18 protein-coding genes are annotated in these 23,898 nt (G+C 59.1%); 16 read left to right on the top strand and 2 right to left on the bottom strand.

Annotation, left to right across the window (positions count from 1 at the left end):
• Window positions 1-52: 52 nt before the first annotated feature.
• A complete protein-coding gene (locus tag KEHDKFFH_RS06360) occupies window positions 53-856 on the bottom strand; it encodes a dienelactone hydrolase family protein (protein ID WP_192875755.1) in 804 nt (267 codons plus the stop codon).
• Window positions 857-1,013: 157 nt separating this feature from the next.
• Between KEHDKFFH_RS06360 and ald the strand changes: the two genes are divergently transcribed.
• The 13 genes from ald to KEHDKFFH_RS06295 all read left to right on the top strand — a co-directional run bounded on the left by ald (window position 1,014) and on the right by KEHDKFFH_RS06295 (window position 17,959).
• Window positions 1,014-2,132 carry an alanine dehydrogenase gene (ald, locus tag KEHDKFFH_RS06355; protein WP_104321139.1) on the top strand — a complete coding sequence of 373 codons (1,119 nt, stop codon included), beginning with the start codon at window positions 1,014-1,016 and terminating at the stop codon, window positions 2,130-2,132.
• Window positions 2,133-2,154: 22 nt separating this feature from the next.
• Window positions 2,155-2,727 (top strand): glutathione S-transferase N-terminal domain-containing protein, encoded by a 573-nt coding sequence (locus tag KEHDKFFH_RS06350; RefSeq protein WP_104321138.1) that lies wholly within the window; start codon window positions 2,155-2,157, stop codon window positions 2,725-2,727.
• Between the two features lie 232 nt (window positions 2,728-2,959).
• Window positions 2,960-4,372, top strand: coding sequence for a carbohydrate porin (locus KEHDKFFH_RS06345; RefSeq protein WP_104321137.1), 1,413 nt, complete (start codon window positions 2,960-2,962; stop codon window positions 4,370-4,372).
• A gap of 57 nt (window positions 4,373-4,429) precedes the next feature.
• Window positions 4,430-5,674 (top strand): ABC transporter substrate-binding protein, encoded by a 1,245-nt coding sequence (locus tag KEHDKFFH_RS06340; protein WP_241956453.1) that lies wholly within the window; start codon window positions 4,430-4,432, stop codon window positions 5,672-5,674.
• Between the two features lie 6 nt (window positions 5,675-5,680).
• Window positions 5,681-6,673 carry a carbohydrate ABC transporter permease gene (locus tag KEHDKFFH_RS06335; RefSeq protein ID WP_104321135.1) on the top strand — a complete coding sequence of 331 codons (993 nt, stop codon included), beginning with the start codon at window positions 5,681-5,683 and terminating at the stop codon, window positions 6,671-6,673.
• Complete coding sequence (locus KEHDKFFH_RS06330) at window positions 6,670-7,512, top strand: carbohydrate ABC transporter permease (protein WP_104321134.1); 843 nt, start codon at window positions 6,670-6,672, stop codon at window positions 7,510-7,512. Before KEHDKFFH_RS06335 ends, KEHDKFFH_RS06330 begins: the two co-directional genes overlap by 4 nt.
• 15 nt (window positions 7,513-7,527) lie before the next feature.
• Window positions 7,528-9,144 carry an alpha-amylase family glycosyl hydrolase gene (locus tag KEHDKFFH_RS06325; RefSeq protein ID WP_104321133.1) on the top strand — a complete coding sequence of 539 codons (1,617 nt, stop codon included), beginning with the start codon at window positions 7,528-7,530 and terminating at the stop codon, window positions 9,142-9,144.
• A 51-nt stretch (window positions 9,145-9,195) separates the two neighbouring features.
• A complete protein-coding gene (locus tag KEHDKFFH_RS06320) occupies window positions 9,196-10,329 on the top strand; it encodes an ABC transporter ATP-binding protein (RefSeq protein ID WP_104321132.1) in 1,134 nt (377 codons plus the stop codon).
• Between the two features lie 31 nt (window positions 10,330-10,360).
• Window positions 10,361-11,410, top strand: a complete 1,050-nt coding sequence (locus KEHDKFFH_RS06315) for a LacI family DNA-binding transcriptional regulator (RefSeq protein WP_241956444.1) — start codon at window positions 10,361-10,363, stop codon at window positions 11,408-11,410.
• 34 nt (window positions 11,411-11,444) lie between these two features.
• Complete coding sequence (locus tag KEHDKFFH_RS06310; RefSeq protein ID WP_241956443.1) at window positions 11,445-12,401, top strand: carbohydrate kinase family protein; 957 nt, start codon at window positions 11,445-11,447, stop codon at window positions 12,399-12,401.
• A gap of 154 nt (window positions 12,402-12,555) precedes the next feature.
• Window positions 12,556-13,167, top strand: coding sequence for a Yip1 family protein (locus KEHDKFFH_RS06305; RefSeq protein WP_104321131.1), 612 nt, complete (start codon window positions 12,556-12,558; stop codon window positions 13,165-13,167).
• 215 nt (window positions 13,168-13,382) lie between these two features.
• Window positions 13,383-15,125 (top strand): alkaline phosphatase D family protein, encoded by a 1,743-nt coding sequence (locus KEHDKFFH_RS06300; protein ID WP_104321130.1) that lies wholly within the window; start codon window positions 13,383-13,385, stop codon window positions 15,123-15,125.
• Window positions 15,126-15,232: 107 nt separating this feature from the next.
• Window positions 15,233-17,959, top strand: a complete 2,727-nt coding sequence (locus tag KEHDKFFH_RS06295) for a cation-translocating P-type ATPase (protein ID WP_104321129.1) — start codon at window positions 15,233-15,235, stop codon at window positions 17,957-17,959.
• On the opposite strand, the gene KEHDKFFH_RS06290 is transcribed toward KEHDKFFH_RS06295, so the two are convergent.
• Window positions 17,940-20,357: a phosphoketolase family protein gene (locus KEHDKFFH_RS06290; RefSeq protein WP_104321128.1), complete on the bottom strand. Its 2,418-nt coding sequence runs from the start codon at window positions 20,355-20,357 to the stop codon at window positions 17,940-17,942. The genes KEHDKFFH_RS06295 and KEHDKFFH_RS06290 overlap by 20 nt on opposite strands.
• Before the next feature lie 313 nt (window positions 20,358-20,670).
• On the opposite strand from KEHDKFFH_RS06290, the gene ilvD reads away from it, so the two are divergent.
• The 3 genes from ilvD to KEHDKFFH_RS06275 all read left to right on the top strand — a co-directional run bounded on the left by ilvD (window position 20,671) and on the right by KEHDKFFH_RS06275 (window position 23,898).
• Window positions 20,671-22,359, top strand: coding sequence for a dihydroxy-acid dehydratase (ilvD, locus tag KEHDKFFH_RS06285; protein WP_104321127.1), 1,689 nt, complete (start codon window positions 20,671-20,673; stop codon window positions 22,357-22,359).
• A gap of 89 nt (window positions 22,360-22,448) precedes the next feature.
• Complete coding sequence (gene pbpG / locus KEHDKFFH_RS06280; RefSeq protein WP_241956441.1) at window positions 22,449-23,399, top strand: D-alanyl-D-alanine endopeptidase; 951 nt, start codon at window positions 22,449-22,451, stop codon at window positions 23,397-23,399.
• A gap of 19 nt (window positions 23,400-23,418) precedes the next feature.
• Window positions 23,419-23,898, top strand: a complete 480-nt coding sequence (locus KEHDKFFH_RS06275) for an asparaginase domain-containing protein (protein WP_104321126.1) — start codon at window positions 23,419-23,421, stop codon at window positions 23,896-23,898.

The raw sequence follows: 23,898 nt of genomic DNA, 5'->3' as shown, positions 1-23,898 counted from the left end.
AACAAAAACCCGGCCTCCAGGCCGGGTTCCGGTTTTCGGAGGGGTACATGTGTTACTGAGCGAAAATGGCCTCATAGAAACGCATGGTGCCTTCCCAGGAGCGGTTCGCGGCTTCTTCGTCATAGCCAATCGGCATGCCGAATTCCTCAGCGACCTTGTCGGCTCCGGGGTTGGTGAAGGAGTGCAATACTCCGGGGAAGCTCACCAGCGTGAGGTCGACTTCCGCATCCTGCATCTCTTTCACCAGGCCGGCGACCTGCTCTGAGGGAACCATCTTGTCGGCACCACCGGTGTACACCTGAACCCTGGCCTTCACGGTTCCGGCTTCCGCGGTGATAGGGCTGCCAAGCGCGCCGTGGTAGCTGACGACGCCGTCCAGATCCACGCCCATACGTGCCATATTCAGGACGACTGCGCCGCCAAAGCAGTAGCCTTGTGCGGCAATGCGGGAAGCATCAACACTTTCATGATTCTGCAGAATTTCCATTGCCTTCATAAAGCGCGCCTTGACCTGGTCCATGTCCTTGGTCGCTTCCTGCATGAACTTCTGGGCGGTATCGGGATGGTCTGCCTGTTTGCCGGAGCCATACATGTCCAGGGCAAACGCCGTGTAGCCGGATGCCGCAAGCCGCTCCGCCTGACCCCGCGCGAATTCATTGTGGCCCCACCATTCATGGACCACCAGAACGCCCGGACGCTTCTCTTCGAACTCATCATCCCAGGCCATGTAACCGGTGAAGGTGGTTTCACCGACCTTGTATTCGACGGTCTTGGTTTGCATTTCTGCCAGTGCCTGCGTGCTTGCCAGAGTGAGTGAGAGGGTTGCGGCTGCCGTTGTTGCTTTCAGGGTTGTCATAATCTGTCCTGCTCCTTTTGGGTCGGATTGTCTTTTTGTCCGGAATTCTACGCCCGGAACTGGTAAACCGATGCAATCAGTTGCCAATCCAGTATAGGACCTTTTGACTACACTACAGTCAGAGACTTGCTAATCCGGACTGTTTTGGAGGTTGTCTATGAAAATCGGCGTGCCCAGGGAAATCAAGAACCGCGAATACCGTGTAGGGATGACGCCGGCTGCTGTTCACGAGCTGTGTGGCCACAATCATGAGGTTTTTGTTGAAACCGGGGCTGGCGCTGCCATCGGGTTTTCCGACGAGGATTACCGCCAGGCGGGAGCCAGTATCCTTGGTACCGGGAGGGAGGTTTTCGACACGGCCGAGTTGATCGTCAAGGTCAAGGAGCCCCAGGCCGAAGAGCGGGCCATGCTGAAGCCGGAACACACTATCTTCACCTATCTCCACCTGGCTCCGGACAAGGCCCAGACCGACGATCTGGTGAAGTCTGGAGCTACCTGTATAGCCTATGAAACGGTCACTGATCGTGCGGGCCATTTACCCCTGTTGGCACCGATGTCGGAAGTGGCAGGGCGTATGTCGATCCAGGCCGGCGCCCACTGTCTGGAGAAGGCCATGGGTGGGCGCGGCGTCCTGCTGGGCGGCGTGCCTGGTGTCAGCCCGGCCCGGGTCGCGGTGGTCGGTGGTGGTGTCGTTGGCCAGAACGCCGTTGCCATGGCAGTAGGTCTTGGCGCCCAGGTGACGGTGCTGGATCGAAATATGGAGGTATTACGACATCTGGACCATCTCTACGGCAACCGCATAACCACGCTGTTTTCCACGGCCCAGACCCTCGACCAGGCGGTAACCGAATCGGATCTTGTCGTTGGCAGCGTTCTCATTCCCGGAGCTTCGGCGCCCAAGCTGATTACCCGTGACATGATCCGTCGCATGCCGGAGGGGAGCGTCATCGTAGACGTTGCCATCGACCAGGGCGGCTGTGCTGAAACCTCCCGGGCAACCACCCACGACGATCCCACGTATATTGTTGACGGTGTGGTACATTACTGCGTGGCGAATATGCCGGGTGCCGTAGCGCGTACCTCCACGCTGGCGCTGAATAACGTTACCTTGCCTTTTGTGGCGGCCCTGGCCAATAAGGGTCCGGACCGGGCGATGAAGGAAGATCCACACCTCAGGGCCGGGCTGAACGTGGCTGCCGGCAAGGTGACCTACAGGGAAGTGGCAGAAGCGACCGGGCACCCATACACAAACCCTGAATCCCTGTTGGGATCCTGAGTGTGAAACCCTCGGAGAAACCATGAAACTGATCGGATCTACCACTTCGCCTTACGTTAGGCGCATTCGAATCCTGCTGGATGAGGAGCCCTATGAATTCGTCAATCTCAATATTTATGGTGAAGGTCGGGACGAACTGCGGCGTAATAATCCGACACTGAAAATTCCGGTGCTCGAAGACGCCGGTCAGGAAATCTATGACTCCCGTATCATTGCCCGTTATATCAGTGCCAAGCAGGGCCGTGACCCGCTGACCTGGGACCAGGAGAACCAGCTGACCATGGTCGACGGTGCCAACGACTCCGCGGTCACCATGTTGCTCTCGGAGAAGTCCGGCATTGATACCGGCGAAGACCTGATGTTCTATAACCTCCAGCGTGAGCGGATCATGACTACCTTACGCACGCTGGCTGCGATGGTGGAGGACGGTCAGTTCGAAACCTGGAATTACCCCGCTATCTGTCTGTACTGCCTGGTGGACTGGCTGGACTTCCGGGATCTGGTGGACTTCTCGGGTGTGGAAAGCCTGTTGTCCTATCGTGACAGCCGCAGGGATTATCCGTGGGTTACCGAGACTGATCCCCGCAACTCCTGATTCCGGGCGGCCGGCAACGGCTGGCCGCCGATCTCATAATTTAAGTTTAAATTAAGCCTTCTGAAAGGTTGCAGAAGCTATTCTGTGCTTTTATCTTTGGTCATTACTTAATCATTTAAGTGCTCATTCCGGACTCTGGTCCGATTTTTTTGAGTTACTATCTTAATGCATTAAGTTTCAAATAAACTGCAGCTACAACAGACCTTACAAAAACAATACGAGGTTCCAACAAATGAATTCTGGTAAGACTCCAATCCGTAATCCCCTTGCCGTCGCAGTCTCTCTGGGCCTGCTGGTCTCGCTGCCCCTGGCCGCCCAGGCCCAGGACAGTGTGGAAGAGCGACTTGCCGCGCTGGAAGAAAAACTCGCTGAAGTGGAGCCCCAGGCCACCGGCGCTGAGGGATTTTCTTTCAACACCTACGCACGTTCTGGCCTGTTGCTGAATGGCGACCTGCAAAGTGCCCCGGGCAGCCCGTACCTGACCCCTGCCGGTTCTGTGGGCGGCGCGGTAGGCAGACTGGGTAACGAGCCCGACACTTACCTTGAGGCAATACTCAACTACAAGCAGGAAGCTGAAAACGGCACCAAATCCCACTACCGCCTGATGATCGCCGATTCCACCACCTCCAGTAACGACTGGACGGCCGGTGACGGCGCCCTGAACGTTCGTCAGGCCTATGTGGAATTCAGTGATCTTGCCGGTTTTTCCGGAATCTTCCGGGATTCTGCGATCTGGGCCGGTAAACGGTTTGACCGCGACAATTTCGACATTCACTGGCTCGACAGTGATTTCATCTTCCTCGCCGGCCTTGGCGCGGGCGTTTACGATGTGAAGTTTGCCGAATCGGTGAAATCCAATTTCTCGCTCTACGGCAGAAGCTTCATTGACTTCCCTTCCGACCCGCAGACAGCATCCGAAACCTCAAGCACCGACAGTCTGATCCTTACCGCCAACAACTATTTCGGCAACGTTCAGTGGATGCTCAACGGCATCAACGCCCAGGATAACGAGACCCGGGTTGTGGGCGGCGTACAGGAAGCGGCAGATACAGGTTTTCATACCATGCTGGCCTACCACGCCGGTGACTTCTTCGGCCTGTCCGATGGCAACTTCAAGGTGGCAGTGATGCATGGCCAGGGCCTGGGTGCCGAGGCCAAGAACATCGGTGCCGACGGCGACCTGCATGAGGATGCGGTCAGCACTCGTCTGGGGATTTACGGTACCACTTACCTGGGCGAGAACTGGCGTATTGCCCCGGCCATCCTGGCGGAAACCAGCGAAGACCGCTACATCAAGGGGGATGAGTACCAGTGGCTGACGTTCAACACCCGGCTGGCCCACGAGATCGGCAGTAACTTCGAGATGCAGTATGAGGCCTCCTGGCAGACCATGGATATCACACCGCTGGGCTATGCCGGTCGCAATTCAGTAGATGGTGACTACTCCCGGTTTACCGTAGCCCCCACATTCAAACCCCAGGTCGGTGGCTTCTGGAATCGGCCGGAGATCCGGGTGTTTGCCAGCTACTCCACCTGGGATGACGAGCTGGACGGCTATGCCACCGGCGACGCCCTGGGCGAGGCCGACACCGACTTCACCAGCGGCCAGTGGACCTTTGGTACGCAAATGGAAATCTGGTTCTGAAACCGACAATAACAAACCGAGGTGATTAACATGTCCAGATTCAATCGAAACCTGTGGATGGCCGGCAGCCTGGCGGCTTTTGCCTTTGCTGGCGGCGTGCAGGCCAAGACCATCACCATCTCCTGTGGCGCCGTGGGTGCCGAGAAGCAGCTTTGTGAGGAAGGCACCCAGGCCTGGGCAGATCAGACTGGCCACGAGGTCAAGGTGGTTTCCACGCCCAATTCGGCGACTGAACGACTTTCGCTGTATCAGCAGCTGCTGGCGGCCCAATCCGAGGATGTCGATATCTTCCAGATCGACGTGGTCTGGCCGGGCATGCTGGCCCAGCACCTGGTGGACCTCTCGGAATACACCAGCGGTGCCGAGGATGCCCACTTCGAGTCCCTGGTCCAGAACAACACCGTGGACGGTCGGCTGGTGGCCATGCCCTGGTTTACCGATGCGGGCGTGCTGTATTACCGCAAGGATCTCCTGGAAAAGTATGACCAGCAGGTTCCGGAAACCTGGCAGCAACTGACCGATTCTGCTCGCGTGGTAATGGCCGGTGAGCGTGAAGCCGGTAACGACCGCTTCTGGGGATTTGTCTGGCAGGGCAGGGCCTATGAAGGTCTCACCTGCAACGCGCTTGAATGGGTTGCCTCCCATAACGGTGGCACGGTGGTGGACGCCGAAGGCAATGTCACCATCAACAATCCCCAGGCCCGGGAAGCGCTGGCGCTGGCCAGCACCTGGATTGACGACATTTCCCCGCGCAGCGTGCTGAACTACACCGAAGAAGAGGCGCGGGGCGTGTTCCAGTCCGGCAATGCGCTGTACATGCGTAACTGGCCCTACGCCTGGAGCCTGGCGCAGAGCGATGACAGTCCGGTCAAGGACAAGGTCGGCGTCGTGGCACTGCCCAGAGGTGGCGAGCAGGGCACTCATGCCGGCACCCTGGGAGGCTGGCAGTTGGCTGTTTCCCGTTACTCCGCCAACAAGGACGAAGCGGCGGATCTGGTGCGGTTCCTGACCAGCTACGAGGAGCAGAAACGGCGGGCGATTCAGGGCAGCTACAACCCCACCATTCCCGGCCTGTATGAGGATGAGGAAGTTCTCACCGCAGTGCCCTTCTTTGGCGAACTGTTCGAAACCTTCAAGAACGGTGTGCCCAGGCCTTCTTCTGTCACCGGTGAAAGCTATGGCAGGGTCAGCAATGCGTTCTTCAATGCCACCCATCAGGTGCTTTCTGGCGAGGCGGAGCCAGAGCAGGCGTTGAATGGTCTGGAGCGTCAGCTTCAGCGTCTTGGCCGCCGGGGCTGGTAACCGGCCATGGCTCATACCACACCGGCACCTGTAGAAACGGCCGCGGGCGGCAAGTCGCCGGCCCGGGCACTGCCCGCCAAAAGGCAAGCCAGCCGGGTGCGCCGCCAGCGCCTGCGAGCGGCATGGCTGTTCCTGATACCCATGCTGGTGGTGCTGGCTGCCGTGGCGGGCTGGCCACTGATGCGAACCATCTGGTTCAGCTTCACCGATGCCAGTTTCTCCAATATCAGCGAGTACGGCCTGGTGGGCTTCGAAAACTACCTGGTCTACGACAACGGCGCCTGGTACGGCGTGTTGGCGGACCCGACCTGGTGGAATGCGGTGTGGAACACGCTGTTCTTCACGGTGGTGTCGGTGGGTATGGAAACCGTGCTGGGTCTGATCATCGCGTTGACCCTGAACGCCCAGTTCCGCGGTCGGGGCTGGGTCCGGGCTGCGACCCTGATTCCCTGGGCGGTGCCAACCATTGTTTCGGCCAAGATGTGGGGCTGGATGCTCCACGACCAGTTCGGGATTATCAATGAGATGCTGCTGGGCATCGGCCTGATTTCAGAGCCACTGAACTGGACGGCCAACGCCGATCTGTCCATGTGGGCGGTCATTATGGTCGATGTCTGGAAAACCACGCCGTTTATGGCCCTGCTCACGCTGGCGGCCCTGCAGATGCTGCCCTCGGACTGCTATGAGGCGGCAAAAGTGGACGGCATTCATCCGGTACGGGTGTTTTTCAAGGTCACCCTGCCGTTGATCCTGCCGGCGTTGATGGTCGCGATCATTTTCCGGGTGCTTGATGCCCTGCGGGTATTCGATGTGATCTACGTGCTGACATCCAACAGTGCGGACACCATGTCCATGTCGGTCTATGCCCGGCAGCAGCTGGTGGAATTCCAGGATGTCGGATACGGTTCAGCTGCTTCCACGGTGCTGTTCCTGGTCATCGCCCTGCTGACCATCAGCTATCTCTATCTCGGCCGCAAACAGATCGGGGGTGAGGCATGAACCGCAAATTGCTGAAGAAAATCGCGGCGAAAACCGGTTTTACTGTCCTGCTTGCAGGGATCCTGTTGTTTACGGTGTTTCCGTTCTATTACGCGATTGTGACCTCGTTCAAGAGCGGTTCCGAGCTGTTCGATGTGACCTGGTGGGTGAGCTCGTTCAATTTCTCCAATTACCTGTCGGTAATTGGCGACGGCTCGTTCGTGGGTAGCATCTGGAACTCGGTACTGGTGTCCTTCGCCACGGTGATCATTGCCATGGCCTTTGGCCTGACGGCGGCCTATGCCCTGGGGCGGGTGCAGTTCCGGGGCCGGAGTGCGGTGTTGATGATTGTGCTCGGGGTATCGATGTTTCCACAGGTGGCGGTGCTCTCCGGGCTGTTTGAGGTGATCCGGGCCCTGGACCTTTACAACAACCCGCTGGCGCTGATCTTCTCCTACACCATCTTCACGTTGCCGTTCACGGTCTGGATTCTGACCACCTTCATGCGGCAGCTGCCGAAGGAACTGGAAGAGGCCGCCATTGTTGACGGTGCTTCGCCCATGACCACGCTGTTCAAGGTGTTTATCCCCTTGATGTGGCCGGCCATGGCCACAACCGGTCTGCTGGCGTTTATCGCCGCCTGGAACGAGTTCCTGTTTGCACTCACCTTCACCCTCACTGACGACCAGCGCACGGTGCCTGTCGCCATTGCCCTGCTGACCGGCGGCTCCCAGTACGAGCTGCCCTGGGGCAATCTGATGGCGGCGTCTGTGATCGTCACGGTGCCGTTGGTGTTGCTGGTGCTAATTTTCCAACGTCGTATCGTATCCGGCCTCACGGCGGGTGCGGTGAAAGGTTAATTGAGGAGTTATTGTATGACCCAGTCACAGCCCTGGTGGAAAGGTGGCATTATCTACCAGATCTATCCCCGCAGTTTTCTCGACAGCAACGGGGATGGTATTGGCGATCTGAAGGGCGTTACCCGGAAACTGCCCTATGTCGCCTCCCTGGGCGTGGATGCTATCTGGCTGTCTCCGTTCTTTACCTCACCCATGAAAGACTTCGGCTACGACGTCTCTGATTACCGCGGGGTCGATCCGATCTTCGGAGACATGGATGACTACCGGGCGCTGGTGGCTGAAGCCCATCGCCTGGGCCTGAAGGTGATCATTGACCAGGTGCTCAGCCACACCGCTGAAAACCATCCCTGGTTCGAGGAAAGCCGTTCCAGCCGGGACAATCCTAGGGCTGACTGGTTTGTCTGGGCCGACCCCAAACCCGACGGCACTCCGCCCAACAACTGGCTGTCCATTTTTGGTGGCAGCGCCTGGGCCTGGGACAGTCGCCGGGGCCAGTATTACCTCCACAACTTCCTGGCCAGCCAGCCGGACCTGAACTTCCACAATCCGGCGGTGCGCCAGGCCCAGCTGGATAATATGCGGTTCTGGCTGGAGCTGGGGGCGGATGGGTTCCGCCTGGACACTGTGAACTTCTACTACCACAGCCAGGGACTGGAGAATAATCCGGCCGTTCCCGCTGGTGAGAACAAGACCTTTGTTGCCAAGGGTGTGAATCCATACACCTATCAGCGCCACGTGTACGACCTCAGTCAGCCGGAGAACCTGGCGTTCCTGGAGGATCTTCGTGCCCTGATGGACGAGTATCCGGATACCACCCTGGTGGGTGAGATCGGCGACGACCGGCCACTGGAGCGCATGGCCGAGTACACCCGGGGCAGCAACCGCCTGCATATGGCCTATTCCTTTGACCTGCTCTCCGACCAGCAAGGCCCTGAGTGGGTTCGGGATGTGGTGCGTCGGTTTCAGGACGGCCTCGGCGATGGCTGGGCCTGTTGGGCCCTGAGCAATCATGATGTGGTGCGGGTGGTGTCGCGCTGGGGAGAGCGCGCCGAGGATCCCCACGCCTACGCCCGGGTGCTAATGGCCGTGCTGCTCTCGCTGCGCGGCAGCGTGTGTATTTACCAGGGCGAGGAACTGGGGCTGCAGGAAGCCTGGGTGCCGTTCGAGGCTTTGCAGGATCCTTACGGCATTGAGTTCTGGCCGGAGTTCAAAGGCCGGGATGGTTGTCGTACACCCATGCCCTGGACCCCGGAAGCCAACGGTGGATTCACCACCGGCACGCCCTGGCTTCCGGTTGACCGCCACCACCTTGAGCTGTCGGTGCAGAGTCAGGAAGACAACCCGGACTCCACCCTGAACAGCATTCGCCGGCTGATACGCTGGCGGCAGAATCAGCCGGCGCTGGTGCAGGGTGAGCTGGAGCTGATCGAGAACACCGGCGATGCGCTTTGCTGGGTTCGCAGGGCAGAGGAACAGTCCATGCTCGTTGCGCTCAATGTCACTGGCCAGGAACTTCGCATCCCGGTGCCCTGTGACATCGACCGGATTGCAACCGGCCATGGCTTTACTGGCTATATCGACGGCGGCGACCTGGTTCTGCCGCCTTATCAGGCTTTATTTGCAGAGTTGTAAAACTTCGCGTCGCCCGGCCCTGACCGGGCGACTAACAGAGGAGTCTCCACCATGGCATGTGTGGAACTGAAAAATATTAACAAGACCTTTGGACAGATTGAGATTCTGCCGTGCGTGAACCTGCGCATTGAAGACGGCGAATTCGTGGTATTTGTCGGCCCGTCGGGTTGCGGCAAGTCGACCATGCTCCGGTTGATTGCAGGGCTGGAGGACCCCTCCAGTGGGGATATCGAGATCGACGGCGAGGTGGTCACTGACCAGTCACCGAAAGAGCGGGGTGTGGGCATGGTGTTCCAGTCCTATGCCCTGTATCCCCACATGTCGGTGTATGAGAACATCGCTTTTGGCCTCAAGCTGGGCAAGGCCAAAAAGAACAAGATCCGCGAGTGGGTGGAAAAAACCGCCGAAGTCCTGCAACTGGAGAAGTTGCTGGACCGCAAACCCCGGGAGTTGTCCGGTGGCCAGCGCCAGCGGGTGGCGATTGGCCGGGCCATGGCCCGGGAACCCAAGATCATGCTGTTCGACGAGCCGCTGTCCAATCTGGACGCCAGTCTGCGGGTGCAGATGCGTACGGAAATTGCCAAGCTCCATGACCGCCTGCAGTCCACCATGATTTACGTCACCCACGATCAGGTTGAGGCCATGACCCTGGCTGACAAAATTGTGGTGCTCAACGGCGGCAATATCGAACAGGTTGGTACGCCCTACGAACTTTACGAAACTCCGGCCAGTCTGTTTGTGGCCGGATTTATCGGTTCGCCGAAAATGAACCTGATGCCCGGCAGGGTCGCAGGGGAAACCGGTGCATCGGCAACGACTATTGATATCCGGGGTCTGGGACAAGTGACCGTCAACCGGGAGACCTCCGGCCTGAAGGATGGCGATTCTGTGACCGTGGGCGTTCGCCCGGAACACTTCAGCCTGGCGTTGTCGGGGCCTGATCACGGGCTGGAAGTGGTTAACGTTGAGTATCTCGGGAACGAGGCCTATGTCTATGTCGAGCTGCCCGGAATGCAGGAACTCATGGTTGTACGCCAGCCGGTGCCCTGCGAGGTTCAGACCGGACAGCGCGTCGCGTTGACCACCGAGCCTGAACTGGTGCATGTGTTCGATGCCAGTGGCCGGGCCCTCGGTCCTTTCCAGGCGGAATCTGAGGCGACTGAACAGCTGGCGGCAACCCAGTGAAATCCGAAAACCGAGGGCGGGAGAGACGAGTGTGACAGAGAAGCCCAGGCGTCTGACAGTGAAGCTGATGGCGGAGAAACTGAATGTTTCCACCGCCACCATCTCCAATGCCTTCAATCGGCCGGATCAGCTGTCTGAAGGCCGTCGCCGCTGGATTCTGGAAGAGTGCAAGCGTCTGGGCTACATGGGGCCCAACGCTGCAGCCCGAAGCCTGCGAACCGGGCGAACCGGCAACGTTGGCGTGATGCTGGCGGACAACCTGGCCTACAGCCTGACCGACCCGGTGGCCAGTGAATTTCTGCATGGCCTCGCGGAGGTTCTTGATCGACGCCACATGAACATGCTGCTGCTTTCGAGTCAGGACGATGACGAGCATCGGAGCCGGCTCCAGGAATCCATGGTGGACGGATTTATTGTCTACGGCTGGTTGAAGAAAGGCAGAACCTATGACCGGCTGCTCCAGCACGGCAAAACCATGGTGGCGGTGGATTTTGATCTGGAAGGCTGTACCTGGGTCAACATCGACAACTATGAGGGTGCCCGCCGAAGCGCTGAACATGCGCTCCGACAGTCCCCTGAAAACGTCGCGATTCTGGGTCTTCGTCTGGTGGATACCGACCGTGTCTGCCGGATCCGCGACCGGGAACTGTTCAACGAAGCAAGGGCGATTTCCGTTCGCCGGCTTCACGGTTATACCGATGCCCTGGAAGCCGCTGGCTACCAGGTGCCTGCCGAACGAATCTGGTCCACTCCCACCAATACCCATCAGGACGCCTACCAGGCGGCGCGGGAAGCGTTGACCAGCAGCCCCAGGCCGGATCTGTTGCTGTGCATGAGTGACCGGATTGCCCTGGCTGCCATTCAGGCCGCACTTCAGATGGGGCTGAGAGTGCCGGAGGATGTCCGGATCGTCGGTTTTGACGGTATTCCCGAGGGCGCCAACATTCATCCGTCGCTGACCACGGTCTATCAGCAGAGTGCCGAAAAGGGACGTATCGCCGCCCGGATTTTCCTGGGAGAGCAGGAAGACGCCAACGTGCTGTTGCCCACCTGTCTGCTGGTGCGCGAAAGCTGCCCCTGACATCTGATCACTTCATACAGCAAAAGAGCCCGCCATGATGCCATTTGACGTACTCTGCTTCGGTGAAGCCCTGATCGACATGCGCGGTGAAAATGTCGACGGGCAACTGCGTTTTGTACCCCAGCCCGGTGGCGCCCCCGCCAATGTTGCTGTCGGTGTGTCCCGGCTCGGCGGCAGGTCCGGGTTTGCCGGCCAGGTCGGTGCCGATCTTTTTGGCAACCAGATCCTTGCCTCGCTGGCCGGGTTCGGTGTGGATACGTCGCTGCTGGTGCAGGCCAATAATGCCAACACCGCGCTGGCCATGGTCGCCCTGGATGACGCCGGTGAACGCAGCTTTACCTTCTACCGGAATGCCACGGCGGATCTGTTGTATGAGCCGGAACAAATGCCGGACAGCGCTCTCGCCGGTCAGCCGATCTTTCACATCTGTTCAAACACCCTGACGGAGCCGGTCATTGTGGAAACGACCCTGGCCCTGGTGGCCCGGGCGCAAAAGGCGGGTTGCCTGGTGAGTTTCGATGTCAATTACCGCAAGCCACTCTGGCCAGATCCGGAGCGGGCACCTGAGCAGATTCGTGCCTTTGCCCTGGAAGCAGACCTGGTCAAATTCAGTCGGGAAGAGCTGACGGCGCTTTACGGTGACCAGGGCGATGCCCTGGTTGAAGAGCTTCGTGGTCAGGGTGTTCAGTTGGTGCTGGTTTCTGACGGCCCTGATGCTCTTCAGGCCTGGACGGGTGACGGCCAGCTCACAATTGTGCCGCCCCAGGTACGGGCGGTGGATACCACCGCTGCCGGCGATGCCTTTGTAGCCGGGCTCCTGTACCAGTTGGCCAGTCAAGGGGTGACAGCGGAAAGGCTCGGCCCATGGCTTGCCCAGCCAGCCAGTCTCGACCGGGCTCTGGAGTTCGCAACCCGTTGTGGTGCGATTGCTGCAACCCGGTTCGGAGCCTTCGATGCCTTGCCGTCAAAAGCCGATTTGCAGGACCTGTGAATCAGAGCCCACATCTCAGACTGGATTTTGATCAATTTCCCTTTCCCGATTGCTGTTCTTGACTATAGTTAAGGGTAAGGAACGGCTTCTGATCTGACAGTTTCCGCTTTCCGTACGAACATATACCAACAATAGAAAAGAGAGGGGGTCATCCATGCTCCTGTCACATGCGTTCGGTCTCTTCACCCATCCTGATGAAGAGTGGGCTTCCATACGAAAAGAACATGAAACACCACGCCGGGTCTATGTCGCCTATGTGCTGATTCTGGCGGCCATTGCACCTATCTGCGCTTACATATCGACGGCCTATTTCGGCTGGACAGTCGGCAATGAGCGGCTGATCAAGCTGACCGAGATCAGTGCAATGCAGCTCAGTGTGCTTACCTATCTGGCGATGCTGGTGGGCGTCTTTGCACTGGGCTATGCCATCAACTGGATGGCGAAAACCTATGGCGCCAAGGAAGAGCATGTGCCCTCCAACGGCATTGCCTTGGCCGCATACTCCTGCACGCCCCTGTTCCTGGCGGGCTTTGCCCTGCTGTATCCGGTGCCCTGGTTCAACGCTATCGTCTTCCTGGTCGCTGCCTGTTACGGGGCTTACCTGATGTATGACGGGCTGCCGATTGTCATGGGTATTGAAAAGGAACAGGCCGTCATGTACGCGGGGGCGTTGCTGACTGTTGCCCTGGTGATCCTTGTATCCACGCGGGTTGGTTCGGTCATTCTCTGGAACTTTGGAGTGGGTCCTGTCTTCATAAGCGGATAGGCCGAATCCAAACGGAACGCCAAGGGGAGCCACGAGCTCCCCTTTTTTATGGATTCTGGCATTTACCGCGTGCTTGTCGTGATTTGCCATCCCCCTGTCGTAATTTGGCAATGCGTTCTTAACGAAGCCCGACTAGGTTCTTCTGTTGGAGTAGTAACGGCGCCGACGGCAGGAAGCCGATGCTACAAAGGACTAACGCAGGGGATGACATAACAATGAAACGACTGACACGACGGGATTTTCTAAAGGCATCAGCCATGGGCATGGGGGCAGTGGTGGTCTCTACCGGCCTGGCAGGCTGTGTGCTGGACAGCTCCGATAAGCGAACAATCAGCTTCACTCATGGTGTGGCCAGTGGTGATCCGCTTGCCGACGGCGTCATGCTCTGGACCAGGGCAGCGCCGGTGAATGATGGGGCCCCTGTCGGCGTAGCCTGGGAGGTGTCGACGGATGAGGCTTTCGAGAACCTGGTGCATTCCGGCACGGCAGAGGCCGCTGAAGCCCATGATTTTACCGTCAAGGTGGATGTGCGCGGACTGGCGCCCGGGCAAACCTACTATTACCGCTTCCAGACAACGGACCGTCAGTCACCGGTGGGTGTAACCAGGACACTGCCTGAGGGCAGTATCGACTCGGTGCGCCTGGCTGTGGTGTCGTGCTCGAACTACCCGGCCGGTTACTTCAACGTCTACCGGGAAATCAGTAAACAGACTGAGCTGGATGCCGTGGTGCATCTGGGTGACTACATTTACGAGTACAGCTCCGACAGCAGCAGCTATGCGGCCCAGGATGCACAGGCGCTGGGCCGTACCTTCCCGGAGGACAACAATCTTGAGCTGATTGAACTGGTGGATTATCGCAGGCGTTACGCCGCATACCGGGCAGACCCGGATCTCCAGTCCCTGCACGCCCGGGTGCCGTTCATCGTTGTGTGGGACGACCACGAGGTGGCCAACGACACCTGGGAGGAGGGCGCTGAAAACCATAATGATGGGGAAGGCGATTTCACCGAGCGCAAGCTCAATGCGCTCAAGGCCTATTTCGAGTGGATGCCGATCCGTCCTGTGTTCGAGGGCAGCGAAGAAGCCATTTTCCGGACCTTCCGGTTCGGCAATCTGGTGGACCTGCACATGCTGGATACCCGCATTATCGGTCGCGACCAGCAACTGGACTACATGGACTACTTCACGGGAGAAGGGCTGGATGCCGCCCGCTTTACAGCGGATGTCGGCAGTCAGAACCGCACCTTGCTGGGCGCGGAGCAGTTGCTCTGGTTGCAGTCTTCCCTGAACTATTCCACCGCCACATGGCAGGTGCTGGGGCAGCAGGTACTGATGGGGCGGATGAATCTGCCGGCAGAGCTTCTTGTGGGTATCGCCACGGAGCAGTTTGAAGGCCTTCCGGAAACACTTGCGGAACTGGCCCAGCTCAAAGGCCGCGCCCTCGCAGGTGACCCCTCTCTGACTCAAGAGGAGTTGGCACGGATCAATACCGTCGCGCCTTACAACCTGGACGCCTGGGATGGCTACCAGTATGAACGGGAAGTGGTTCTGGGTACCGCCAAGGCGCTGAACAAGAACCTGGTGGTGCTGGCGGGGGATACCCATAACGCCTGGGCCAACAATTTGAAAGACAGATTCGGGGACCAGATTGGCGTGGAGTTCGCCACAGCCTCGGTGACATCACCCGGCCTGGAGGAATATCTCGGCATCCCGGATGACATGATTCAGGGTGCGGAACAAGCCATCAGTCTGCTGGTGGATGATCTGGACTACCTGAATGTGAATCAGCGTGGCTACATGTTGGTTACCTTCACTCCGGAAGAAGCTCGGTCGGATTGGTATTTCGTGGACACCATCAAGTCACAGGATTACCAGATCGATGCGGCACGAACCGCTTCTCGCAGGGTGTTGCCCGGTGCGGGAAATCGTGCAGTGCAGAACGTAACCATCGGATAAGGTTCCGGCTCGTCCGTTAGCTACTCTGTCCTTGATGCAACGCAAACCACCCCGGATGCTTTCCGGGGTTAAATGGTGATGTTGCAATGGCAGGGAGCTTTCAGGGTATGTCCGAATCGGTGGAACAGAAAGGCAGCGAAAGTCAGCAGCTGGAGCTTGAGTGGCATGTACTTCAGCCGGCTGATGTCCGGGAGAAGCTGAAGGCAGAGGCGCCTCTGTCTGATGAGGAGGTTCGCCATCGCCTGGCCAGCCACGGCCCCAACGCGCTGCCGGAAGCTCGTGCAAGGGGGCCGTGGGCGCGGTTGGGCCGGCAGCTCAAAAATTTCCTGATTTACGTGTTGGCCGCGGCGGCAGTCATTACCGCGAGCCTGGGCCACTGGGTGGATGCAGGCGTTATTCTCGCCGTCGTGGTTGTCCAGACCCTGGTGGGTTTTATTCAGGAAGGCAAGGCGGAGCAGGCCCTGTCGGCCATTCGGCACATGCTGGCGCCCAAAGCCAGGGTGGTGCGGTCTGATGGCCAGCACCAGATAAACGCTGCGAATCTGGTTCCGGGCGATACGGTGCTGTTGGAGCCCGGCGACCGCGTTCCTGCTGATCTTCGTCTGGAAAAATCCCACAACCTGAAAATCGATGAGGCCATTCTCACGGGTGAGTCCGAGGCCGTTGAAAAATCGACGGAGGCGGTAACGGCAGACGCCCCGTTGGGTGACCAGTCCGGGATGGCATTCTCCGGCACCATGGTGGCGACCGGGACTGGTCGCGGTGTGGCGGTTCGAACAGGCGCCAGGACAGAAATCGGCCGTATTTCCGGCCTGCTTGCCCGGACCACAACCCTGAAAACCCCCTTGCTGGAACAGATGGACAGGTTTGCTCGAATCCTGTCCATCGTCGTTATTATTGCCGGCATAGCGATTTTCGTCGGCGGTTCTATGTTCAGCGCCCTGCCGTTCCGGGAGCTTTTCATGGCGGTGGTTGTCCTTACGGTGGCTGCCATTCCCGAGGGTTTGCCGGCGATTCTCACCATTACCCTGGCCATCGGTGTGCGCCAGATGGCCCGTCGTCAGGCCGTGGTCCGTCGAATGCCGGTTATCGAAACCCTGGGTGCGGTGTCGGTGATCTGTTCGGATAAAACCGGAACCCTCACCCGCAACGAAATGATGGTAACCCGCGCGGTGTTGTCCGGTGTCCGGCTGGAGGTGTCCGGCGAAGGCTATGATTTTGATGGTTCGGTGAGCGGCGAACAGGGACATTCGTCGGACTCCGTCCTGCTGGACGAACTTGCCCGGGCAGCGGCCCTTTGTAACGACGCCCATGTCCACCATGATTCCGGCCGGGTCAGGATCACTGGCGATCCCATGGAGGCCGCGCTTTCAGTGTTCGCCCGCAAAGCCCGGTTCGATGTCGACAGCAGTGCCGCCGACTGGCCCCGGAAAGATGAAATACCTTTTGATACCCAGAATCGCTTCATGGCCACGCTGAATCATGATCATCACGGGCATAGAGTGATTTACCTGAAAGGCGCGCCGGAGCGGATCCTGGATATGTGCGCCAGCGAGGTTGGCGAATCCGGGGATGCCGGGGAACTGCGCCGGGATTTCTGGGAACAGGTCATTACAGAAATGGCCTCGGATGGTCTCAGAGTGCTGGCCCTGGCCCGGAAACCGGCAGAGCGGGGCATTGGTGAACTGGCCATTGAGGACCTTGAACAGGGTGCCGAGCTGCTCGGCCTGGTCGGGCTTCTGGACCCGCCCCGGCAGGAGGCCATTCGGGCGATTGCCGAGTGCCACGATGCCGGAATCCGGGTCAAGATGATTACCGGTGATCACGGGATAACAGCGGGCGCTATTGCCCGCAAGCTGGGGCTGAAAAATACCGAGCGGGTACTGACCGGTAAGGAGCTGGACCAGCTGGATGATGACCAGCTTCGCGATCTCGTTGGTGAGGTGGATGTCTTTGCCCGGACCAGCCCGGAACACAAGTTGAGACTGGTAACCGCACTTCAGGCCCTGCACGGCGTTGTGGCCATGACCGGGGACGGGGTGAACGATGCCCCGGCACTCAAGCGGGCGGATGTCGGGATCGCCATGGGGGTGAAAGGCTCGGAGGCGGCCCGGGAAGCGTCTTCAGTGGTGTTGCTGGATGATAACTTTGCCAGTATTGCCGCTGCCGTGCGTGAGGGCCGAACTGTTTATACCAATCTCAAAAAAGGCATCGCCTTTATGTTGCCGATAAATGGGGGCGAATCCATCAGTCTGATCACAGCCTTGCTGTTGGGGCTGACGTTGCCAATTTCTGCCTTGCAGATTCTCTGGGTCAATATGGTCAGTTCGGTGGTTCTGGCGATGACGCTGGCGTTTGAACCCGCGGAGCCGGATGTTATGAAACGCATGCCCAGAGCCCGGGATGAGTCGTTGTTGAAGGGGTTTGTGGTCTGGCGTGTGGTGTTTGTTTCCTTGCTGTTCCTGGTGGGGATTTTTGCGGCCTGGTATTGGGCCATTCACCACTACGGCGATGAGAATACGGCCCGAACGCTGGCGGTCAATACACTGGTCGCCATGGAGATGTTCTATCTGTTTGCGGTGCGTTACCTGGATTCGGCATCAATTACCCTGCGGGGTGTGCTGGGCACACCGATTGTGCTTCTGGCCGTTGCAACCGTGATTGCGTTGCAGATGCTGTTTACCTATATGCCCTGGTTTAACCACACCTTCGGCACACAGGCACTGAGTCTTGAAATGCTGGGGTTCGCAATTGCAGCCGGGGTGGCTGTTCTGGTGATTCTGGAAATAGAAACAGCGTTGAGAAAGCGCCTGCTCAGGGCAGGCCCCGGGTAATTACCGCCGGATCGCCCCGACCCTCCACCGCCGCCAGCTCGGCACTGGAAAGCCACTCTCCTGGTGGCTTGTCCATGACGCTGGCACAGGCGGCCAGGGCATGGCCCCAGGAACATCCGTTGGCGAACAGCATGCCGGCTTCATTCAGGGTGCCACCGCGGTTGATGTAACCCAGAACCCGGGCCTGTGAGGGTTCCGGGAACAGGGGAGAGAGATGGCCCCGGAATACCTCAGGGCGCATGTGCGTGAGAGCAACCCGTCGGTGAATGCGATGGGGGCACAGGCGTTCCCTCTCGAATTCCGACAGGCAGACCTGGGCTTCCATCGTGTCTCTTGGCTGGCGGAATCGGCCGGGCTCCTGGATGTAGACCAGCCGGAAGGGTGTGCCGGTCTCCCGCAGGCGTTCACATGCCCGTATGGCTTCGGATAACTGATAGGCGCCATTGGCCATGAGCAGCAAGGGCTCGCCAGGGGAGGTGTCTTCGTCCACCACCAGGGCACCATGCCTGGCCAACTGTTCTGCTTCCCGTGTGTCAAAGACACAGGGGCGCTCCCGTTTCGGGATCACCATACAGGTGATCTTGCCCCTTTCACTGAATACCGATGGCAGCGTCGCCAGGGTGCTGTTGTAGTCTGCCGGAAACAGGACCCTGGATACGTCGTTCATTTCCGCGAGCATGCTCTCGCAGAAGGTGGTGTCCTGGTGGGATTGCTCGTTCTTGCCGTTCTCCCAGGTATGTGAGGTGGCAATAACCGGCAGGCCAAGCCAGCGCGCCGGTCGGCCCACTTCTTTCTGGTGCCGGGCAAAAATCAGCTCCTGGCGGATGGCACCGAGCATCTTTACGCAGAAAGCCTCATAGCTGGCTACCAGATTCAGCCCCGCCTTGTTGGCCAGGCAGGCCGATACCACGGCTTCTTCATTGAGCGCGGTGATGATCCTGCCATGGACCGATTCCTGGTCGCTCTCGGGATCGTTTACCCGGTGCTTCAGATCGTCCAGGACGCCGCCGAGCCGGTTGCTTGCCAGCTCGTCCGGATTGCCCACTCGCGCCCTGAGTCCGGGGTTTTTTGCCACCAAAGCCCGGAAAAAATCATCCACGGCTTTCATAGGCGACGTGCGGTCAGAATTAGCCGGTAGCCGGGGGATCACGGGATCCGGCGGATTACGGGTCGCGAGGGCATGATCCCGCTCCAGGGGGCGTGATTGCGCGGCGTGCTGGTTCAGTTGAGCGACACAGCTCTGAAGTTGATTGGGAGCTACCCACAATCTGGCTGCATGTTCGTTAAACAGCTCCCTGGCCCGGGCGTCCATGCGCGGGTTTCCGGGCAGTGGCAGGTTGTGGGCCGCATTGCTGCTGGCGCCAAAGAAACCATACCCCTTGGTGGTCTCCGCAATGCCATAGGGCACCCGAACGGGATAGCTGCTTTCGCCCCGGAGTGCGGCCTCGCCATTGGTGGCAAGGGCCTGCTCCATTTCATACAGGGCACAGACAAAGGCTGCAGGATCCCGGCCGTCAAAACGGAAGGGTACGAACCCCCTGTGCTCAAGGTGTGCTTCAAAACGTTCAAGGCCCTCGCGAGTACCCAGCTCCGTGCGCTGTTCGATTCGACGACCGTTGGCAATCATGACCGGCATGACGGCTCCGCAATCCTCGGCGCGCCACCAGCGTGGGATCCAGTCGCTGCCGCGCTGCTCTTCGGCGGCGCCGTCTGAAAGAAAGGCGACCAGAGATTCGCCGGGCAGGGGCATGTGGGCATATTGGAGTTCGGCAAAGCCCAGGTAACCCCCTTCCAGAATGCCGCCGGCGGTGTGTGGATTGACATGGCTGCCTAGGGGGGCGGCCATGGTGCCGTCCGGCTTCTGCCGGTAACTGTAGAAATCGGCCACCAGAGTGGAGAGCCCGTCAGGCCCGCGGTAACGCTCCGCCTGTTCCGGATGCAGGTTTCCGGTGAGAACATTCAGGGCATCCACAGCTGCCACGCAGTGCCCCTGGCCCATCAGCCAGCTGCGTGTGCGCCCGGTCAGATTGTTCAGGGCCAGATAGCCGGCATAAGCCGGCACCATGTTCAGTGCGCCGCCGGTGTGGCCTTCCGGATTGGTTTTGAAATCCTGAGGCGCCAGGGGCTGACCGGAGACATCGACCTTTCGGGCATAAGTCATATGAACCACCAGCCACAGCCCGGCGCTGGTCAGCCGGTCCAGATCGGCAAGCCTGCGATAAACGGTGGCAGCGTCCGGCTGGTGCCCGGCGGCAACCAGGTGCTCTGCCAGCATCCTGGCCTGATGTTTTGTGGTTTCGTTGTGCTGGATGACGCCATAGCCGTCGCACCAGCGCCGGTAATCCGGGCAGTCTGACGCGGTGTGATCCACCGGTGCTGTTTGAATGGGCGATGGCATGAGGTGCTTCCATGGTGTCAGTGTGTCAGTGGATTTTAAAACCACCTTTGGCTAATGCCATTGATGCAGGTCAGTCGGAAATACATCTTTTCTTTGAAGCGATTTGCCCCGCGATCGCAGGCCGGAGGGTAGCCCTCGCCAAAATACGCTGTGAATACATCCCTGTACGCTCGGCTCCGCCATCCATGGCTCCGCACGATTTTGGCGAGGGCTACCCTCCGGCCTGCACCAGAGCTTGGATTAGACCTCCCATTGCCGAATGCCATGGTTTCTGAGAGTCTGTTCCGATAAGCCATCTGTAAAGGAGACTCCCATGACGCAAGACAAGAATCAGGACAAGCGCCGGAAATATTCGGCACCGGTGGTCGATGGCATTGGCAAATCCGCCAGTCGCGCCATGCTTCGTGCGGTCGGGTTTACCGATGAGGATTTCAAAAAGCCCCAGATCGGTATTGCGTCTACGTGGAGTAACCTTACGCCCTGCAATATGCACATCAATCAGTTGGCCGAAGAGTCGGCCGCCGGCGCTGATGAGGCCGGCGGCAAATCGCTGATCTTCAATACCATCACGGTATCGGACGGTATTGCCAATGGTACCGAGGGTATGAAGTACTCCCTGGTGTCCCGGGAGGTGATCGCCGATTCCATTGAAACCGTTGCCGGCTGTGAAGGATTCGATGGCCTGGTGGCCATTGGTGGCTGCGACAAGAATATGCCCGGCTGCATGATGGGGCTGGCTCGCCTGAACCGGCCTTCGGTATTTGTCTACGGTGGCACCATTATGCCCGGTGAGAACCATACCGATATCATCTCCGTTTTCGAGGCCGTGGGTGCCCATGCCCTAGGTGACCTGGACCTGATTGAGGTCAAGCAGATTGAGGAAACCGCGATCCCCGGGCCGGGCTCCTGTGGCGGCATGTATACCGCCAACACCATGGCGTCGGCCATTGAGGCCATGGGCATGAGCCTGCCGGGCAGCTCGGCCCAGAATGCGGTGTCAGACACCAAGGCGGCAGATTGTCGTGGTGCCGGGGCCGCAGTGCTGAATCTGCTGGAGAAAGACATCAAGCCCAGCGACATCATGACCCGTAAAGCCTTTGAGAATGCCATCACGGTAGTGATCGCCCTGGGTGGCTCCACCAATGCGGTGCTGCACCTGTTGGCCATGGCCAGCACGGTCGGTGTGAACCTGAAACTGGAAGATTTTGTCGAGATTGGCAAGCGGGTGCCGGTGCTGGCGGATTTGCGCCCGAGTGGCCATTACATGATGTCGGAGCTGGTCGCCATTGGCGGTATTCAGCCGCTGATGAAGATGCTGTTGGACAGGGGGCTACTGCACGGTGATTGCCTGACCGTAACCGGCCAGACCCTGGCGGAGAACCTGGCCGATGTGGCGCCCTATCCGGAGGGGCAGGACATCATTCATGCCTTTGATAATCCGATCAAGGCGGACAGCCATCTGCGCATTCTGTTTGGAAACCTGTCGCCCACCGGCGCGGTGGCCAAGATCACCGGCAAGGAAGGCACACACTTCACCGGTCGAGCCCGGGTATTCCATTCGGAAGAAGAGGCCCAGGAGCGAATTCTGGACGGCACGGTTGTGGCCGGCGATGTGCTGGTTATCCGCTATGAAGGTCCCAAAGGCGGCCCGGGTATGCGGGAGATGCTCAGCCCCACCTCCGCCATTATGGGTAAGGGCCTGGGTAGCGACGTGGCATTAATCACCGATGGTCGGTTTTCCGGTGGCAGCCACGGGTTTGTGGTAGGCCATATCACACCGGAGGCGGCCGAAGGTGGTCCCATTGCGCTGGTTGAGGATGGCGACACCATCACCATTGATGCCGTCAGCAACCGGATTGAGCTGGATGTCTCCGATGAAGAGCTGGCGCGCCGGCGCCAGGCCTGGCAGACTCCGCCTCCACGATTTACCCGGGGCGTCCTGGCCAAATATGCCCGTACCGTAAGTTCCGCATCCAACGGGGCCATTACCGATCTGCCATGATCTGATGATACCGGGCAATCGCTGCTATAATCCGCCGCTGGCGAGGCAGTCATTGCCCGGACAGGAAATAAGAAAAGAGGCTTTGAGGTATGGGTATCCGGAGTATGGCCATTGGTTGGGTGTTTTTGCTGGCGCTGCTGCCCGGGGTTTCCCTGGCCCACCAGCAGGAGGCATCAGTCAGCGCATCGGGGTCTTCGAGGGAAGCTGGCCCAAACCTGGCGTCGGTGAATGCTGCGGTTGCCGTGGCCGGTGATAATGAGCTGATTTTCGGCAAGAATGCCGATCGATCCGTACCCATTGCCTCTGTCACCAAGGTCATGACCGCGTTGGTTGTGCTGGAATCCGGCGAGCCGCTGGATGAATGGCTGACCTTTCATGAGCGGCATACGCCCGCCGCCGCCAATGCCTATAGCCGCATCCGCATTGATTCAGAGATGCGTCGCAAAGACGTACTACGCATTGCGCTGATGTCCTCCGAGAATTTTGCCGCCTACACCCTGGCCCGCAGCCACCCGGGCGGATTCGGCGCCTTTATTGAGGCGATGAACGCCAAGGCCGTGGCTCTGGGAATGACCGGCACCCGGTTTGTTGATCCCACCGGGCTGTCGTCGGAGAATCTTTCAACCGCAGCAGATCTTGTGAAGCTGGTAAACGCTGCGGCTGACTATCCGGAAATCCGGGAATACTCCACCACCGGTTATTTCCGTGGGCAGTTCCGTCAACCCCGTTACAGCCTGTCGTTTGGAAACACCAACGCCCTGGTTCACCGCGATAGTTGGGGTGTGGCCCTGAGCAAAACCGGCTATCTCTCCGAGGCTGGTCGTTGCCTGGTGATGGTCTCGAAGATGAACGGCAAGGAAGTGGTTACCGTTCTGCTGGATTCCCTCGGTACCCGCTCGCCCATGGGCGATGCCGGACGGATCAAACGCTGGCTTGATACCGGAGCCCGGGGTTCCGTGGCTGCTGCGGCGCGGCGCTACGAACAGGAAAAGAACGCGGCCTACGCGACCGCAGGCAACAACACGGTCAGTGTGAACTGACCCTGAAAGGAATCCCGCCATGATCCAGATTTTCACCACCGGTGGCACCATCGACAAGGTGTACTTCGATGCCAACAGCGAATTCGAGGTGGGGCACAGCCTGGTGCCGGAGCTGCTTTCGGAATCCAATATCCATGAGGGCTATCGCCTGCGGGAACTGATGCGCAAGGACAGTCTCGAGATGAACGATGAGGATCGCCAACGGGTACTGGCGGCAGCCAGGGAATGCGATTGTGACCGCATCGTTATTACCCACGGTACCGATACCATGGCGGATACGGCCGCGGTGTTGGCCAGCCTCAAGGACAAGACCATTGTACTGACCGGCGCCATGCAGCCGGCCCGCATGCGCCGTACCGATGCGGTGTTCAACGTCGGGTTTGCCTGGGCCGCGGTGCAGTTGCTGCCGCCGGGGGTCTATATCGCCATGAATGGCGAAGTATTCGAAGCCGGGGCAGTGCGCAAGAACCTGCAGGCGCAACGTTTCGAACGGACCTGA

It is taken from the genome of Marinobacter maroccanus, from assembly GCF_002933275.1.
Taxonomy (GTDB): Bacteria; Pseudomonadota; Gammaproteobacteria; order Pseudomonadales; family Oleiphilaceae; genus Marinobacter; species Marinobacter maroccanus.
This window is presented reverse-complemented; position numbering and strand designations above follow the sequence as displayed.